Genomic DNA, 15,947 nt, shown 5'->3' on the forward strand with positions numbered 1-15,947 from the left:
GGCTCCGGATGGAGGTCAACGTCTTAAGACGAGCGGCGCCAGCATACGCTCGGAAGTCAGGGCCATGGCGGCCAACGGGGGGCCGCTGCCCCATATCGGCGCAGCGCTGGCATCGAGGCCTTCTGACCTGTGTCAAGATTTCGGACACGCATGCTCGAGAAATCAAGCGGCCATAGGCATGGCCTCGAGCTTGGGCTCGGTTCTCTCGAAGAAGGCCGCCATGGCCTCGGCCGGCACCTTGTAGCCGATCGTCGAGCGGGGCCTTCGGCGGTTGTAGTACGCCTCGATGAACTCGACCACCGCGTGCTTGGCGGAATCCCTGGTCGGGAAGCTGCGCCTGTAGTACATCTCGTTCTTCAGCGTGGCGAGGAACGACTCGGCCACCGCGTTGTCGTGGCAGTTGCCGGCGCGGCTGCAGGACAGCCGCACGTCGTTGTCGCGCGCCCATTCGGCCAGAAGCCTGCTGGTGTACTGGGCGCCGCGGTCGGCGTGGAATATCGCGTTGCCGGCCACGTAGCCGCGCGATTTGGCCGACGCCAGCGCCGAAACCACGATGTCGGCGGTCATGCGCTCGGAGAGCGACCAGCCCACCACCATGCGGGTGTTGAGGTCGATGACCGTCGACAGGTACAGCCATCCCTCGCCGGTGCGCAGGTAGGTGATGTCGCCCACGAGCTTGCAGGTTGGAACGGGACTGGTGAAGTCGCGGCGCACCAGGTCGGGCCGGGGCCTGGCCTTCGGGTCGGGGATGGTGGTGCGCTTCCTGGCGTTGGGCGTGCAGCCGCGTATTCCCAGCTCGTGCATCAGCTTGCGCACCCTGTACAGGGTCAATCCGGAGAACTCGCCGGGCAGGAAGCATTTCACGAACCGGAAGCCGAACCTGCGGTCCGACTCCAGCCACACGCGCCGGACCGCCTCGCGCTCGGCCGACCAGTTTTCTCGCGGGCAGCCGTTGGAGAGCCACGAGTAGAAGCCCGATCGGCTCACGCCGAGCACGCGGGCCATCATTTTCACCGGGAATTCGGCCTTCTCCGCCAACATCATCCGGTAGCATGCGGCTACGCCTGGCTTTTGGCGAAGAAGGCCGCGGCTTTTTTCAAGAAGGCGTTCTCCATCTCGAGCTCGCGTATGCGCCTTTTCGCCTCGCGAAGCTCGCGGTCCTCGGCCTTGGGGTCGGGCCCGCCGGCAAGCTCGCGCCGGCGGTTCTGCACCCACTTGTTCACGGTCTTGGAATTCAGGCCCAGTTCTGCGCAGCATTCCGTTATCGGCCTGCCCGTCGAGATGATGTAGTCGGCGGTCTCGCGCCTGAACTCGTCGGTGTACTTGGCGGCTGGGTTGGACATAGCATACCGTCCTCTCGGTCGTCGATGAATGCATTCTAAAGGATTGGGCCTCTAGCATGCGTGTCCGAAAAGACGATACAGGTCAGACAACCCAATCAGACGTCGTCTCGAGCACGTCCTCTGCACGGTCGAGCGTGCTTCTGGCCTTGGCACCCTGTTTGAACCACGAGCGCAGGTCCTCGAGCGTGCTGCCCGCTGCGTACACCTTGATTTTGCGACCGCCTTTCGTGGTAACCGTGCAACGGTCGCCGCTCTCGCTATCCTCGTGCGCCGTGACCTTCTTGAGATAATCGCGGCGGAACGCCACGACGCGGGCGTTGCTGATCTCGATGAACCAATCGTCGTCGACAAGCGAGGTGCCCGTGGCACCTCGGCTCGCCATCTCCTCGGCGAAGGAGAAACCGAGTTCGCGCTCCTGTCTGCCGATCTCGTAGATACCACGGGCGGGCATGCTGAGCATGAGCAGAGGCAGGAGTCCCCCTATGAACAGGAAGAGGCATGGGACGAGCAGGAGCAGACGAGCACCGGCGTCGGTGAAAACAGCCATGAAGGCGATCACGAGCGAGAAGACGAGCGCCATACCGTTGAAAACAATCGTCAACGGCTTGATGGCAGACCAACACAGACCCGCCTTGGTCATCGGGCCGTCAACAGCGTCCGAGACCTCGATGCCCTCTTCCTCCAGACGGGCGAGGAGGTTGAGCGAGCACACCCCCTCGAGGCTTATCGAGCAGAACTTCCGGTCGCCCTCGAACAGGTCGATCCTCATCATCTGCGTGTGAAGCGTTGCACGGGTGATGTTGCCAAACGTCGTCTCCTTGCGGATGCCGAAGGCGTTACGCGAGAGAATTCGCTCACCGTCCACGTCGATGCGCGGGATGCTCAGCAGGGCCCAGATGGCCATGCCCGCGAGCGCCATGGCGTGACCGAACCACACAAGTTCGTGGTCCCACTCGCCCAACGAGACGCCCTGCCAGACGTAGACACCCAGCATGAGCAGTTCGAACGCGACGGCGCAGCAGGCGATGATCGTGCGAATGGCAGCGGGCATGCGCACCGTGAAGCGATCGAGGCTGTCCGTCGCCTCACTGCGCTCGCGCGCGCCGCGACGGGCGACCCATGCAGTGAGCGGACCGACGATGAACACCACCATCGCCACGCGCAGGAACGATTCGAGTATGTCGCCCATATTAACCACCATCCCAATAGAAAACGTGAATTTGGGAGACTATAGCAGAGCGAAGCGATCTGCACGGCATCGTCCGGGTGTTTTCGGCATACGGTGGAAACCAGCGGCAGCGGACGTTGAGAACTCACCCAAAAGACGCGATTCGACCGAAGCGATTCTTCTTGACTTGGTCTCAATGTGATACGACATACGCCACTACCTGCGCGGTCTTGCGGCCCTGATCGAAGAGGGTCACACCGATGAGGCGCTCGAGCGTATCGACGCGCTTTGCGAGACCAACGACCGCACCGCTGTGCGCCGCTACTGCGCCAACGAAACGGTCAACATTGCGCTCTCGTCGCTTTCCGCGGACATCAACGCGCACGGCATCACCGCCGACCTGCGAGCCGCCGTGCCCGAAACCGTCCACGTGGGCGATGCCGATCTGTTCAGTGTGGTATCGAACGCCCTGGACAATGCCATCGCCGCGGCGAGCACCGCCCCCGAAGGCAAGCGGTTTGTCGACCTGGACCTTCGCTACGAAGACGGTCAGCTTCTATTGCTGGTTTCCAACACATTTGGACGGGCGCCGCACATGGTCGACGGCACGCCCGTGGCTCAGCACGCCGGTCACGGCTTTGGCACCAAGAGCATTAAACTCGCCGTGGAGCGCATGAACGGCAACTGCCAGTTCCGCATTAACGGCGATCGGTTTGAGCTGCGCGCTGTGATGTAAGGGCGCGGGCGCGACGGATTTGCGTTCCGCGGGTACGGCTCGCCCGCTCGGGGTCGTTTGTCGACGCGGGCTCGCTACAGCGGAGCGGCCGCCGGAGTCAGCTGCTTGATGTAGGCCCACATGCGCTGCTTAGCGGCCTTGTCGGTGAGTGCCGCCTCAAAACCGTCGAGCGCGAGCACACGGCGACCCTGCACATGGGCGACCAAGCCGGGCTTGAGCATGGCGGTGTCGAAGTCATCGATCGCCACGAGCATATCGGCGTAGGTCTCGCGCATGGCGTCAGCCGCGTTGTTGTCGAGCAGTAGCACCGCCTCGGGGTCCAAAGCCTCAAGCGCCTCACGGAACAGCTCGCACGGCAGAGTCTCGCCCACCGCGACCGCTCCGTCGCCTGCGCCGGCGACGCTTGCCAGCACGCAAAAATCCTCGGGCGCGTAGCCGATGGCCCCAAGCGCCTTGCGCAGCGCAGCACCGTCCGGACCGGCAGCCAGCTCGCCGCCCGAACGCTCGGCCTCGTCCAAATCGCCTTTGACCAGCACGATCGGCGAGCACGCGTTGCCCACGATGCGCACGCCACGGACCGCAAGCGATGTGAGCTCCTGCTCGGCCGCCTGGGCGATGGCTTCTTTTTTCTGGCTTTGTGACGTGGACATGCGCTCTCCAATCGTTTGCGTGCCCACCATTATATAAAAGAGCTGCCCGCGAGTGGTTGCTTTGCGGGCCGCTGGGTATAAGCACGGTCGTACTGAGTTTTACGCGGCCGAGCCGCGTCGTATTATGGAGGTCACCATGGCTGACATTAAGCAGATTACCCCCGAGAACTTCGGCGCTGTCGTCAACGATAGCCTGCCCGTACTGGTTGATTTTTGGGCCCCGTGGTGCGGCCCCTGCCGCTCGCTCTCGCCCATCGTAGACGAGGTTGCCGACGAGCTGGCCGGCAAGTTGGCTGTGGCCAAGTGCAACGTCGACGACAACCAGGACCTGGCCATGAAGTTTGGCGTCATGAGCATCCCCACGCTGATCGTCTTTAAGAACGGCGAGGAGATTGACCGCTCGGTTGGCGCTCTGCCCAAGGCGAGGCTGCAGGCGCTGCTGGAGAAGCATCTGTAATACGCTTGTTACTTGCCCGCCGTCCATGAGCGGTTTTGCACCGCTCGCCGGACTGCCGGGTGCGGCGCGTGCGACCACGGATAGTATGGTAGTTACAAACAGCCCCCAGTGAACGGGTGCGAGTCGCACAGACTCGCACCCGTTTTCTTATGCAGCGGCGCGCAGAGCGGGCGTAGTAAAATCTGAACCACTGGATTACCGTCCACACAAGGAGATTTCCCATGCATGATGTTGGAATGAACATGAGCCAGCTTGCCATGAGCGTCAAGCAGGTCGACGACACCATCGAGCTCGCTCACGAGTGGAGCCATCAGTTGCTGCATGCGACCGAGAATTTTGACATGGAGCGCATCGGCGCCAAGCTCGAGGCAGCCATGGCCGCGCTGCACGAGGCCCACGACGCACTCGAGGGCTACGAAGAGGCCATCGAGGCCGACCACAACTCCGTCGGCTCCGTGAAGCTGGTGTAACGTGGCCGAACACGAGCACGGCTGCGGGTACGAGCACGAGCATCCGCACGGGGCGGACGGTGACGCAGGCTGCCACTGTAGTGGCTCCGGCTCCGAGCTGGTCCGCTTTTCGGTTACCGCACCGGACGACCTGCTGCGCCGTTTTGACGAACAGATCGCGCGCCGCGGCGACGTGGCCAACCGCTCCGAGGCCGTGCGCGACCTGATTCGCGCCTCGATCGCCAAGGAGCAGATGCGCACGCCCGATGAGCATGTTATCGGGTCGCTCACCATGATCTACGACCACCATACCGGCGACCTGACGCGCCGTCTGGACGAAGTGCAGCACGACTACACCGACGAGATCGTATCGACCATGCACGTGCATCTGGATCACCACAACTGCTTAGAGATTCTGGCGCTCAAGGGTCGCGGCGAGCGCGTCTACGAACTAGCCGACCGCCTGCTGGGCCTGCGCGGCGTTAAGCACGGTGAGCTCACGTGCGCCGCCACCAAGCAGAGCCTGGGGCTGTAGCGCACCTGTCCCTATTTGGTCGGTTTTGATGAGGGGTGTCGCATGCGACATGTGCATATTCATGTGACGGGCATTGTGCAGGGCGTTGGCATGCGGCCGTTTGTGTATCGCGAGGCCATGGCGCATGGCATTTGCGGATGGGTGCTCAACGCGGGCGACGGCGTGCATATCGAGGCGCACGCTCCGGCCGATGCGCTCGATGCTTTTGTTGCCGCGCTTTCTGCGCATGCGCCCGCGGCGGCTCGCGTTGAGCGAGTCGATGTTGCGGATTTGGGGCCTGGCGGCTGGAGCGCTGCCGATGAGCGGGGCTTTCGCATTGTGGCATCGCAGGATCAGACCGCTCATACCACGCTCGTCTCGCCCGATATCGCTACCTGTGACGATTGCCTGCGCGAGTTGTTCGATCCCGCCGACCGACGCTATCACTACCCCTTTATCAACTGCACTAACTGCGGGCCGCGCTTTACCATCATCCGCTCGCTGCCTTACGATCGAGCGGCCACCTCGATGGATTGTTTTCCCATGTGTCCCAAGTGCGCCGCGGAGTATGCCGACCCACTCGACCGGCGTTTTCACGCGCAGCCCGATGCCTGCTTTGATTGCGGGCCGCATATTACGTGGCGCGAGGCTGTGAACGGCGATGCGTGCGGGAATTCGTCCGCGACACCGGCCGTCGGCACCACACGCGAGGCCAGCGACGCCATTATCGACCGCTGTGTTGAGTTGCTGGCCAACGGCGGTATCGTCGCCATCAAGGGCCTGGGCGGATTTCACTTGGCATGCGATGCCTCCAACGAGCAGGCGGCAGCCGAGCTTCGCCGCCGCAAACGCCGTAGCAATAAGCCGCTTGCCGTTATGGTGCGCGACCTTGCCGACGTTGAACGCCTGTGCCACGTCAACGACGTTGAGCGCGGTTTGCTGACCGGCAGCATTCGCCCCATTGTACTGCTGCGCCGACGTGCTGTTTGCGGGAGCGACGACGATTCTCCCGACGCCCTCGTACTCGCGCCGTCCATCGCGCACGACCTGCCCGAGCTCGGCGTTATGCTCCCCTACACCCCGCTTCAGCATCTGTTGCTTGCCGCGGCAGAAGCCCGCGGTATGCACGCGCTCGTCATGACCAGCGGCAACCTGAGCGAAGAGCCCATCGAGACCGACGACAACCTTGCCTGGGAACACCTCGTTGCCGTCGGCATCGCCGATGCGCTGCTCGGTAACGACCGCGCAATTCTGTCGCGCTACGACGACTCTGTGGTACGCGTGGTCGACGGCGCCGTTATGCCCGTTCGCCGCGCTCGCGGATATGCGCCCCAGCCGCTGCCGTTGCCGGCGCTCGACGGCGCTCCGCCCTGCATGCTCGCCTGCGGGCCACAACAAAAGGCCACGATTGCGCTCACGCGTGAAGGGACGAACGGCGAGGCAACCTGTTTTGTGTCGCAGCATATCGGCGATGTTGAAAACGGCGAGACCTTCGATGCCTGGAACGCCGCGCGCACGCGCTTGGAAGATCTCTTTGACTTGGCACCCGCCGCCTTGGCCTGCGATTTACACCCCAGTTATCTATCGGGCCAGTGGGCGCGCGAGCAGGCACGGGAGCACAATCTGCCGCTTATCGAAGTCCAGCACCATCATGCGCACATCGCAAGCGTGATGGCAGAAGCGATTGTTGCAGGCCAGCTTGCGCCCGAGGCGCGCGTCCTTGGCATCGCCTTTGACGGCACCGGTGCCGGCACCGATGGGACCATTTGGGGCGGCGAGTTTCTTGTCGCTGGCCTTGCTGACTTTGAGCGCGCAGCGCATCTGCGCACTTGGGCCCTACCCGGTGGCGTAGCGTCCGTACGCGATGCCCGCCGCAACGCCTTTGCCCTGCTCAGTGAGCTCGGCCTGCTCGAGCACCCAGGTGCCGCTCGGCTTTTGGACAGCCTCGACGAGCAAACGCGCCGCGTGACAGCCACCATGATCGAGCGCGGCATCAACAGCCCGCGTACCAGCAGCATGGGGCGCCTCTTTGATGCCGCGGCAGCAATTCTGGGCATCTGTGACAAGGCAACCTACGAGGGCGAACCCGCCATAGAACTCGAAGCCGCCGCCTGGCGCGCGTTCAGCAGTGAAAGTGCCTGCCCCACCGGCAATATGGCCAGCTTTTCCGTAATCGAATCATCCCGTCCGGACGATTGCCATGTTCTGAACTCCAGGCCGCTTTTTGAGGCGCTTTTGGAGGGAATCAGGACCGGCGTGCCCGCTGGCAAGCTCGCGCTCGACTTCCACGCCACCATCGCACGCGCGTCGGCCCGCATCGCAAGCGAGATCTGCGTCCGTGAAGACCTCGACACCGTCGCGCTCTCGGGCGGCGTGTTCATGAACCGACTTTTGCTTCGGCTCCTTACCCACGAACTCAAAGACGCCGGTCTTGCCGTCTTGGTCCCCCACGCCGTGCCCGTCAACGACGGCTGCATCGCCTACGGTCAGGCCGCCATCGCTCGCGCTCGCCTCGCGCAGACAGCATCGCGATAGGCTGTTTTGCCAGCCTGCGCGCCGCCGTCTCACAGGTGTAACGCGTTTGCTCGTGACTCCCGCGAGCGCTACCATCAACTGATGGGTAATTAGGCGCCTATCCAGCGCAAAACGTATAAAAGGGGAACATTATGTGCCTTGCCGTTCCCGGTAAAGTGGTCAAACGCGACGACGACCTTAAGGCGACCGTCGACATGATGGGCATCGAGCGCCCCGTTTCGCTGCGTCTCGTGCCGACGGCGCAGGTTGGCGACTATATTCTCGTACACGCCGGCTTTGGCATCCAGATCGTCGACGAGCAGGAAGCGCAAGAAACGCTCGAGCTCGTTAATGCCATGACCGAACTGGCCGAAGAAGACCAACTGGCCAGCAATCCGGCCGAGGCATACTAGTGGCGGCCGGACAGCCGGCGCGCTCCGGTATCGACTTTTCGGCATTTCGCGACCCCAGGCTGGCTCGCGAGCTCATCGATCGTATTCATGAGCTTGTCGGCAGCCGCAGCATCAACCTTATGGAAGTCTGCGGCACGCATACCGTGAGCATCGGGCGCTATGGCTTTCGCTCCATTATGCCTGCCGGGCTCAAACTGCTGAGCGGTCCGGGTTGCCCCGTCTGCGTTACCGCCAACCGCGATATCGACCATGCAATCGCGCTCGCCAAGATGGACGGCGCCATCATCACCACCTTTGGCGACATGATGCGCGTGCCCGGGTCGTCTACCTCGCTCGCCGCGCAAAAGGCCGCGGGGCGCGATATTCGCATTGTGTACTCCCCACTCGATGCACTCGATATCGCCGAACACAACCCCGATCGCCCGGTCATTTTTATGGGCGTGGGCTTTGAGACCACAACGCCCACCATCGCCGCCGCCATTTTGGAGGCCGATGCACGCGGGCTCCAGAACTTCTCGGTCTATTGCGCCCACAAGACCACGCCGCCGGCGCTATGCGCGATTGCCAACGATCCCGAGACCACCATCGACGGCTTTATCCTGCCGGGCCACGTCGCTACCATCACGGGCCTGGCACCCTTTGGGTTTTTGGTCGATGAGTTCGAGACCCCCGGCGTAGTCACCGGGTTTGAGCCGGTCGATATCCTGCAAGGTATCTGCATGCTGGTCCAGATGGTTGTCGAGAAAAGGCCGGCGATCGACAACGCCTACCGCCGTGGCGTCAACGCTGACGGCAACCCCGTAGCGCGCCAGCTGGTCGAGCAGGTATTTGAGCCGTGCGACACCACGTGGCGCGGACTGGGACCGATTGCCAACTCGGGTCTTTCCATCCGGCCCGAATTCGCGCGCTTTGATGCCGGCGCCCGCTTTGACGTACCCATTGAACCGACGGTCGAACCACGCGGGTGCCGCTGCGGCGACGTGCTGCGCGGCGCCATCACGCCGAGCGACTGCCCGCTGTTCGGCCACGCATGTACGCCCGAACATCCCGTCGGACCGTGCATGGTGAGCTCCGAGGGCAGCTGTGCAGCATATTTCCGCTACCGAGGCTGTTAGGTTCCGCCGTTCTAACGAACGGCGGACCGGTCGACGCTGCGCGCCATTCAGGCGAGCGATTTGCCTTTCAATCGTCGGCTGCGGGCAAAAGCCCAGCAGCCTCCTCTTTCAAGGCAACTCACTTCGCCTGAATGGCGCTCGCTGACTTTTACTTAACATCGATTCTGCCACACTCAGCTATTGCCGACCCCCCACGATTGGAGTTTTCGATATGTCCCGTACTGCCACCGATAGCACTGTCCTGTTGGGCCACGGCTCGGGCGGGCAGATGATGAAGCGCATCATCGATGAGGTCTTTTTGGATGCCTTTGGGTCGCCCGAGCTGCTTGCGGGCAACGATGCCGGCGTCGCCGCGCTGCCCGCGAGCGGGCGCATCGCCATGTCGACCGACAGCTTTGTAGTCTCGCCGCAGTTCTTCCCCGGTGGCAACATCGGCCGCCTCGCCGTGTGCGGAACCGTCAACGACGTCGCGACCTCGGGTGCCAACGTGCGCTACCTATCGTGCGGCTTTATCCTCGAAGAGGGCTATCCCATGGATAAGCTGCGTCAGATCGTGCAGACCATGGCCGAGACGGCGCGCGAGGCGGGCGTGGCGATCATCACCGGCGACACCAAGGTGGTTGAGCGCGGCGGGGCCGACGGCGTCTACATCAATACCGCCGGCGTGGGCGAGGTACCCGCGGGTGTGGCGCTCAGCGGCGCCAACTGCCGCCCCGGCGACGTCATTCTGGTGTCGGGTACACTCGGCGACCACGGCATCGCCATCATGAGCCAACGCGAGGGCTTGGCGTTTTCGAGCACCATCGAAAGCGATGCCGCGCCGCTCAACCAGCTGATTGCCGATGTGCTTGCCGCAGCACCCGACACGCGCTGCTTTCGCGACCCCACGCGCGGTGGCCTGGCCTCGACGCTCAACGAGTTTGCGCAGGCCAGCGGCGTTGCCATGGAGGTCGACGAGGATGCCGTGCCCGTGCGCCCCGACGTGCAGGCAGCCTGCGAGATGCTCGGCTACGATGTGCTGCAGGTGGCAAACGAGGGCAAGATGGTCGCCGTGGTGCCGGCTGAGCAGGCCGATGCCGCGCTGGCGGCCATGCGCGCCGCCCGCTACGGAGAGAACGCTGCCATTATCGGCCGCGTGCTGCCGCTTGCCGAGGGCGCCCGTCCCGCCGTGCGCGTACGCACCGGCTGGGGCTCGACCCGTATCCTCGACATGCTCGTAGGAGAGCAGCTACCGAGGATTTGCTAACGACAAAGGCTCAGGGCTATTAAAGATATTCAGATTCCAAACATGCCCGGCACGCATGCCCAGTATCATGGGGTGCGTTTTACAACTCAAGCGGCAGGAGCAACCATGGCAGCGGATTATTCCCATGTGATTTTTGATCTGGACGGCACCATTCTCAACACGCTCGAGGACCTGGCGGCCGCCGGCAACCATACCTGCGAGATGCACGGCTGGCCCACGTTTGCCGTAGACGAGTACCGCTACAAAGTGGGAAACGGCATGCTCAAGCTGGTCGAACGCTTTATGCCTGCCGAGTATGCGGGCGACGGGCGTATGTTTGAGCAGACGCTTGCCGAGTTTAGGGCTTATTACGGCGAGCACAAGGAGGACCACACCGCACCGTACGCAGGCACGATCGAGATGCTCGACCGCCTGCGCACCGCGGATGTGCAGCTCGCCGTGCTCACCAACAAGGACCACGTCTCGGCGGCTCCGCTTATCGAAAAGTATTTTGGTTCCGAGCGCTTTGCGCTGGTGCAGGGCCGCGTCGATGCGTTTCCTCCCAAGCCCGAGGCGCCTGTTACGCTGCATATGATGAAAGAGCTAGGCGCCGATCCGGCAACCACACTCTATGTAGGCGATTCCAATGTCGATATCCTGACCGGTCACAATGCCGGCCTCAAGAGCGCCGGTGTCACCTGGGGCTTCCGCGGCCGCGCAGAGCTGGAGGCCGCCGGCGCCGACTACGTGGTGGACACCCAGGACGAGCTCGCGGCGCTGATTCTGGGCGAGTAACGAGCGACACTGCTTAACGCAGCTGCGACAATTCTTCCGCGCGGAAAGCGCATCCCGTTTTGAAGCTCCGGAATGGGATGCGCTTTCCGCTTGAGCTCCATCGGGGAAACGGCATCCCGTTGTGGAGCAATATTCCGGGTCGCACTTTCCGCAACCCACCCCATCCGGAAACCGCGACCCGCTATTCGGCCAAATACCGGCTCGTATTTTCCCGAGCATTCGATGCAACGCTGGCGCAAGGAGTGTCCCCAACTGCCGGCAGAAAAGGAACGTCCCCAAGTGCCGCCCCAATGACTACCATGGCAACGCCGCAGGTAGAGGACGGACAGCGAGCGGGCACCAGAGCGAACAAATTGGCATGAAAAGAGGACGGCATAGACCTTCTGGTCATGCCGTCCTCTTTGAATGACAAGTTGTCGCTCTGGTGCCCGCGCAGCGTCGAGCAGTTGCGGCGTTTGGTAAAACGCCGCAACAAACTAGCTCAGCATTGCATCCATCATCTCGGAGTTGACAGAGTCGTCGGCAGACCACTCGCCGTCGTCGTTGCAGGTGTACTTGAAGATAACCGTGGTCTTCCTGGGCTCGGTTGCCTTGGTCACATCGACCATAACCTGACCTGCCATCTTGTACAGCTCGTCATCGGAAGGAACCGTATCAAGCGCGGCGACCTTCTCCTGATACTGGGTGGAGAAGTCCTCGACGATCTTGTTCATGGACTTGCAGGTGATGGAGACCTCGGCGGTCGCGACACCCTTGTCCTCGTCGACCGTCACGTCGCCGATCTCGTAGTCAAAGCCTTCGAGATAGGTCTTGGCATACTCCTTGGGATCGATACCCAGCTGCTCGAACTCGTCGCCCGAAGCCTCCTCCAGACCAGAAAGGAACTCGTCGCCACCGTTCTTGACCTCGTCAAACTGAGTCGTAAGATCCTCGGTGATGAGTTCCTCGACCGAAGGGCCTCCACAACCGGAAAGCACGACCACGCATGCAACCAAAACGGCCATGAGGGGCGCAAGCAGCAGCTTCTTTTTCATGTTGTTCCTCCCAATGAGCGGCACCGCGCTTCCCAGACGCGGCGCACGTTGTAATAAGTAAGCCCATACTATCCACTTATTAACACCCTCGACGGCACGAAGGCGCGGTCGGTTCGTTTTAGCGTCCGAACGGTTTGCAAGCCCGCCCAACGTGCAATAAAACGCTTCCCCGCGGTGCAATAAAAAAGGTGGCCGGACAACCCGACCACCTTTGCACATCCTTTGGATGTCGCAGTTTACTTGCGGACGACCTTAACGATGGCGTCACCGGCGGCGACAGCGGAGTCGGCCTCGACGGCGAGTTCGACATCGGCAAACTCGGCGGTGTTGGACACAGCAACGACGACGCAGTCCTTGTAGCCGGCAGCGGCGATCTTGGCGCGGTCGATCTTGAGCATGGGCTGGCCGGCCTTCACGACGTCGTCGGCCTTGACGAAGCCCTCGAAGCCGTCGCCGTTCATGTTGACGGTATCGACGCCAACGTGCACCAGAACCTCGATGCCGCTATCGGACTGCAGGCCCACGGCGTGACCCATGGTGACGGTCACCTTGCCGTCGCAGGGAGCGTAGACCAGATCGTCCTCGGGCCACACGGCGCAGCCCTTGCCCAGGACCTCGCCGCCAAAGACGGGATCGGGCACGTCGGCCATCTTGATGACCTTGCCCTTGACGGGCGAGCACAGCACGTCGGCGCCGGCAGAAGCAGAGATGGAGGACGGAGCAGCGGCAGTCGCGGGCTCAGCCTTCTTCTTGAACATGTCAAACAGACCCATACGTTTTCTCCTCTTGATTAAGCGCAACGTTGTGCGCATGCCTATGGTGATTATAGTGCCAAATGGTTCAAATGCTAAGGTGGGGACTCGAATCGCGAGCCCATCCCAACGCTTTTCCCCGGTGGCACTCATATTGTCGATTAATCCAGGCCCTCGGCACCGTTGGACTTGATGATCTTCTGGTAGGCGTAGAAGCTGTCCTTGCGGCGTCGCTCGTAGGTACCGGTGCCGTCGTCGTACTTATCGACGTGGATAAAGCCGTAGCGCTTGCGCATCTCGCCGGTGCCGGCGGAAACCAGGTCGATGGGGCCCCACCAGGTGTAGGCGATCAGGTCGACGCCGTCGGCAATGGCCTCGCCCATGGCCTTGACGTGGCTCTGCAAGTAGGCGATACGATACGGGTCACGGATGGAGCCGTCCTCCTCGACCTCATCGTAGGCGCCCATGCCATTCTCGACCACCATCAGCGGAATCTCGTAGCGGGCGTAAATCTCGTTGAGGGCGATGCGCAGACCCAGCGGATCGATCTGCCAGCCCCAGTCGGTGGACTCCAGATAGGGATTCTTGCCGCCAAAGGTCATGTTGCCCTCGGTCATCTCGTGATCCTTGTGGGTGCCCACGGTGCCGGACATGTAGTAGCTAAAGGTGTAGAAATCGACCTTGCCGTCGGCGATATCCTGCAGGTCACCGTCCTCCATCACAAGCTCGACATCGTTCTCGGCCCAGAAGCGCTTGGCATAGAACGGATACTTGCCGCGCACCTGCACGTCGGAGCAGTACCAGTTCATGGTATTCATCTCCTGCTGCGTGGCGAACACGTCGGCCGGATCGCACGTGGCGGCATAGGAGAGGACGAAGCAGTCCATGTTGCCCATCTTAAACTGCGGATAGTGCTCGTGGGCATAGCGCACGACGCGGCCGCTGGCGACAAACTGGTGGTGCAGCGCCTGCATACGAGCCTGCGGCGTAGCATGGACCGCCGAAGCCGGGCCCTCAAAGCCCTGAATCATGCTGGTCTCAAAGAGGTTGCCCATGTCCTGAGTGCCGCAGTTGATCTCGTTGAAGGTGAGCCAGAACTTGACCTTGTCCTGATAGCGGTCGAAGACGGTCTGGCAGTACTTCTCAAAGAAGCCGATGAGCTCGCGGCTCGCCCAGCCGTTGTATTTCTCGACCAGGTGATAGGGCATCTCGTAGTGCGACAGGGTCACGAGCGGCTCGATATTGTGAGCGCGCAGGCAGTCGAAGACGCGGTCGTAGAAGGCGAGGCCGGCCTCGTTGGGCTCGGCGTCGTCACCGTTGGGGAAGATGCGGCTCCAAGAGATGGACATGCGGAACATGGTAAAGCCCATCTCGGCGAACAGCGCGATGTCCTCCTCGTAGTGATGGTAAAAGTCGATACCGTCATGGTTGGGGTAGAAGCGGTTAGGGTCGATGTCGATCGTAATCTGGCGCGGCTCCTTGTAGCTGCCACCCAAGAAGTGGTCGTCGACCGACGGACCGCGGCCGTCCACGTTCCAAGCGCCCTCAAACTGATTGGCGGCCGTGGCGCCGCCCCAATAGAAACCCTCGGGGAACTTGATGTTTGCCATGAGCATCTCCTTTGCATTGCGGGTCGATAGGCCGAGTATCGCCCACGCACGCGACAGGCAGGGGCAGGGGTGCCAAACCCGACACTTCTTTTCGCAGACGCGCGCTGCAACAGCGCTGCAGCTGAAACTTTTTGACACCGAAGGAGCGAAGACGATCCGCCCCGCGCTTACCGGCGGTATGCCGCGGGGGTGCAGCCATACTTGTCGTGAAACTTACGGTAGAAGAAGCTCATGTTTTCATAGCCCACCGCATGCGCAGCCGCCCCGGCCGTGGCGCCGCCGCGCAGAAGCTCGGCCGCACGTACCAGGCGTCGCTCCTGCACAAGCTGCCTAAAGGTCTTGCCCACATGGCGCTTGAGAAGCGCCGTCGCATAATTAGGGCTCAAGCCAAACTCCGCCGCCATCCCCTCGAGGGAGCACGCGGCGAATTCGCGATCGATATAGCCAAGCATTCCCGTCACCAGGGCAGTGGGCCCCGCCGTGCCGTCCGCCGCGCCGCGCACCAGCTCGCGCTCGTAGCAATCCATGAGCTCGGCCAAAAACAGCTGAAACAGACGCAAGACGATCTCGGGACCGTTGGGGCTCGGGTCGTACAGCTCGCAGAGCATCTCCTGCATGTAGCGCCGAATCCGACGGCTCTCGCCGCAGTAAAAACGGACATGGCCCCGATGGTCCGTCTCGCTGTTGAGCGCGTTGAACAAAAACCGCGAGACCGCGCTCTCGCGCGAGAGGCTCGACTCGAGACTCCGGCGCAAAAAAGAGCGTGAAACGGTCATGCTCAGCATGATGTCGTCCTCGCCGAGCGCCGCCACGGCATGAGGGCAAAGGGCGTCGAGCAAAAGCACCTCGTTGCGGCGCAACTCGAGCCTCTCCCCCGCCACCGTCTGCGGGCAGCGCCCGCGATACACATAGCTCATCTCCACGTAATCATGCACGTGCTCGGGAACTGCATTAAAGCGCGAGTTTTTCCTTATCGTCAGGCCGCGCGGCATGCCGGGCTGGGCATAGGCAAACCCTGGCTGCCCAATCTTGCGCACTGGGCATCCGTCGATTTCGACATGCTCGGTCATAATCGACCAATCAAATGCCATGCCGTCTTTATAAGCGATCTCACTGGCGCTCAGTTCGTTGAGCCTACGCTCGAGCTCGTCGATCTCCATGGCTTGCCAATC

Annotated in this window: 16 protein-coding genes and 1 pseudogene; 9 read left to right on the forward strand and 8 right to left on the reverse strand. The window is 62.2% G+C overall.

What is annotated here, in order from left to right; all coding sequences use genetic code 11:
- Positions 1-162 precede the first annotated feature (162 nt).
- The 3 genes and pseudogenes from DW024_RS04545 to DW024_RS04550 form a co-directional block, all read right to left on the reverse strand.
- The gene (locus DW024_RS04545; protein WP_158572161.1) at positions 163-1,215 is read right to left on the reverse strand and encodes an IS3 family transposase; all 1,053 of its coding nucleotides are present in this window, start codon (positions 1,213-1,215) and stop codon (positions 163-165) included.
- Positions 1,116-1,343 (reverse strand): annotated as a pseudogene (locus DW024_RS10250) (transposase); the annotation flags it as partial. The gene DW024_RS04545 and the pseudogene DW024_RS10250, both read right to left, overlap by 100 nt.
- Positions 1,344-1,425: 82 nt before the next feature.
- Positions 1,426-2,532 carry a hypothetical protein gene (locus tag DW024_RS04550; protein ID WP_233503821.1) on the reverse strand — a complete coding sequence of 369 codons (1,107 nt, stop codon included), beginning with the start codon at positions 2,530-2,532 and terminating at the stop codon, positions 1,426-1,428.
- A gap of 292 nt (positions 2,533-2,824) precedes the next feature.
- On the opposite strand from DW024_RS04550, the gene DW024_RS04555 reads away from it, so the two are divergent.
- Positions 2,825-3,247 carry a GHKL domain-containing protein gene (locus DW024_RS04555; protein WP_158561612.1) on the forward strand — a complete coding sequence of 141 codons (423 nt, stop codon included), beginning with the start codon at positions 2,825-2,827 and terminating at the stop codon, positions 3,245-3,247.
- A gap of 74 nt (positions 3,248-3,321) precedes the next feature.
- On the opposite strand, the gene DW024_RS04560 is transcribed toward DW024_RS04555, so the two are convergent.
- The gene (locus DW024_RS04560) at positions 3,322-3,897 is read right to left on the reverse strand and encodes a hypothetical protein (RefSeq protein WP_118377079.1); all 576 of its coding nucleotides are present in this window, start codon (positions 3,895-3,897) and stop codon (positions 3,322-3,324) included.
- Between the two features lie 136 nt (positions 3,898-4,033).
- Here DW024_RS04560 and trxA point away from each other — a divergent pair, with 136 nt between their 5' ends.
- From trxA to DW024_RS04600, 8 genes are all read left to right on the forward strand, one after another.
- On the forward strand, positions 4,034-4,354 hold the full coding sequence (gene trxA, locus DW024_RS04565) for a thioredoxin (protein WP_118377080.1): 321 nt from the start codon (positions 4,034-4,036) through the stop codon (positions 4,352-4,354).
- Positions 4,355-4,575: 221 nt separating this feature from the next.
- Complete coding sequence (locus DW024_RS04570; RefSeq protein ID WP_006235225.1) at positions 4,576-4,824, forward strand: hypothetical protein; 249 nt, start codon at positions 4,576-4,578, stop codon at positions 4,822-4,824.
- A 1-nt stretch (position 4,825) separates the two neighbouring features.
- On the forward strand, positions 4,826-5,338 hold the full coding sequence (gene nikR / locus DW024_RS04575) for a nickel-responsive transcriptional regulator NikR (protein ID WP_118205863.1): 513 nt from the start codon (positions 4,826-4,828) through the stop codon (positions 5,336-5,338).
- Positions 5,339-5,380: 42 nt separating this feature from the next.
- Entirely contained in the window at positions 5,381-7,852 is a 2,472-nt protein-coding gene (hypF, locus tag DW024_RS04580) for a carbamoyltransferase HypF (RefSeq protein ID WP_118377065.1), read from the forward strand.
- 131 nt (positions 7,853-7,983) lie between these two features.
- Positions 7,984-8,244, forward strand: coding sequence for a HypC/HybG/HupF family hydrogenase formation chaperone (locus tag DW024_RS04585; RefSeq protein WP_022094793.1), 261 nt, complete (start codon positions 7,984-7,986; stop codon positions 8,242-8,244).
- Positions 8,244-9,359 carry a hydrogenase formation protein HypD gene (gene hypD, locus DW024_RS04590; protein ID WP_233541333.1) on the forward strand — a complete coding sequence of 372 codons (1,116 nt, stop codon included), beginning with the start codon at positions 8,244-8,246 and terminating at the stop codon, positions 9,357-9,359. Before DW024_RS04585 ends, hypD begins: the two co-directional genes overlap by 1 nt.
- Positions 9,360-9,570: 211 nt before the next feature.
- The gene (gene hypE, locus DW024_RS04595) at positions 9,571-10,605 is read left to right on the forward strand and encodes a hydrogenase expression/formation protein HypE (RefSeq protein WP_118377066.1); all 1,035 of its coding nucleotides are present in this window, start codon (positions 9,571-9,573) and stop codon (positions 10,603-10,605) included.
- A 105-nt stretch (positions 10,606-10,710) separates the two neighbouring features.
- Complete coding sequence (locus DW024_RS04600) at positions 10,711-11,379, forward strand: HAD family hydrolase (protein ID WP_118377067.1); 669 nt, start codon at positions 10,711-10,713, stop codon at positions 11,377-11,379.
- Positions 11,380-11,855: 476 nt separating this feature from the next.
- Here DW024_RS04600 and DW024_RS04605 read toward each other — a convergent pair whose 3' ends face one another.
- The 4 genes from DW024_RS04605 to DW024_RS04620 form a co-directional block, all read right to left on the reverse strand.
- A complete protein-coding gene (locus DW024_RS04605) occupies positions 11,856-12,413 on the reverse strand; it encodes a hypothetical protein (RefSeq protein ID WP_118377068.1) in 558 nt (185 codons plus the stop codon).
- A 236-nt stretch (positions 12,414-12,649) separates the two neighbouring features.
- Positions 12,650-13,186 carry a PTS glucose transporter subunit IIA gene (locus DW024_RS04610; protein ID WP_117806548.1) on the reverse strand — a complete coding sequence of 179 codons (537 nt, stop codon included), beginning with the start codon at positions 13,184-13,186 and terminating at the stop codon, positions 12,650-12,652.
- Positions 13,187-13,326: 140 nt separating this feature from the next.
- On the reverse strand, positions 13,327-14,775 hold the full coding sequence (locus DW024_RS04615; RefSeq protein ID WP_118377069.1) for a glycoside hydrolase family 1 protein: 1,449 nt from the start codon (positions 14,773-14,775) through the stop codon (positions 13,327-13,329).
- Positions 14,776-14,942: 167 nt separating this feature from the next.
- Positions 14,943-15,935, reverse strand: a complete 993-nt coding sequence (locus tag DW024_RS04620) for a helix-turn-helix domain-containing protein (protein ID WP_118377070.1) — start codon at positions 15,933-15,935, stop codon at positions 14,943-14,945.
- Positions 15,936-15,947 lie beyond the last annotated feature (12 nt).

The sequence above is a fragment of the Collinsella sp. AF37-9 genome (assembly GCF_003475115.1).
Lineage (GTDB): Bacteria > Actinomycetota > Coriobacteriia > Coriobacteriales > Coriobacteriaceae > Collinsella.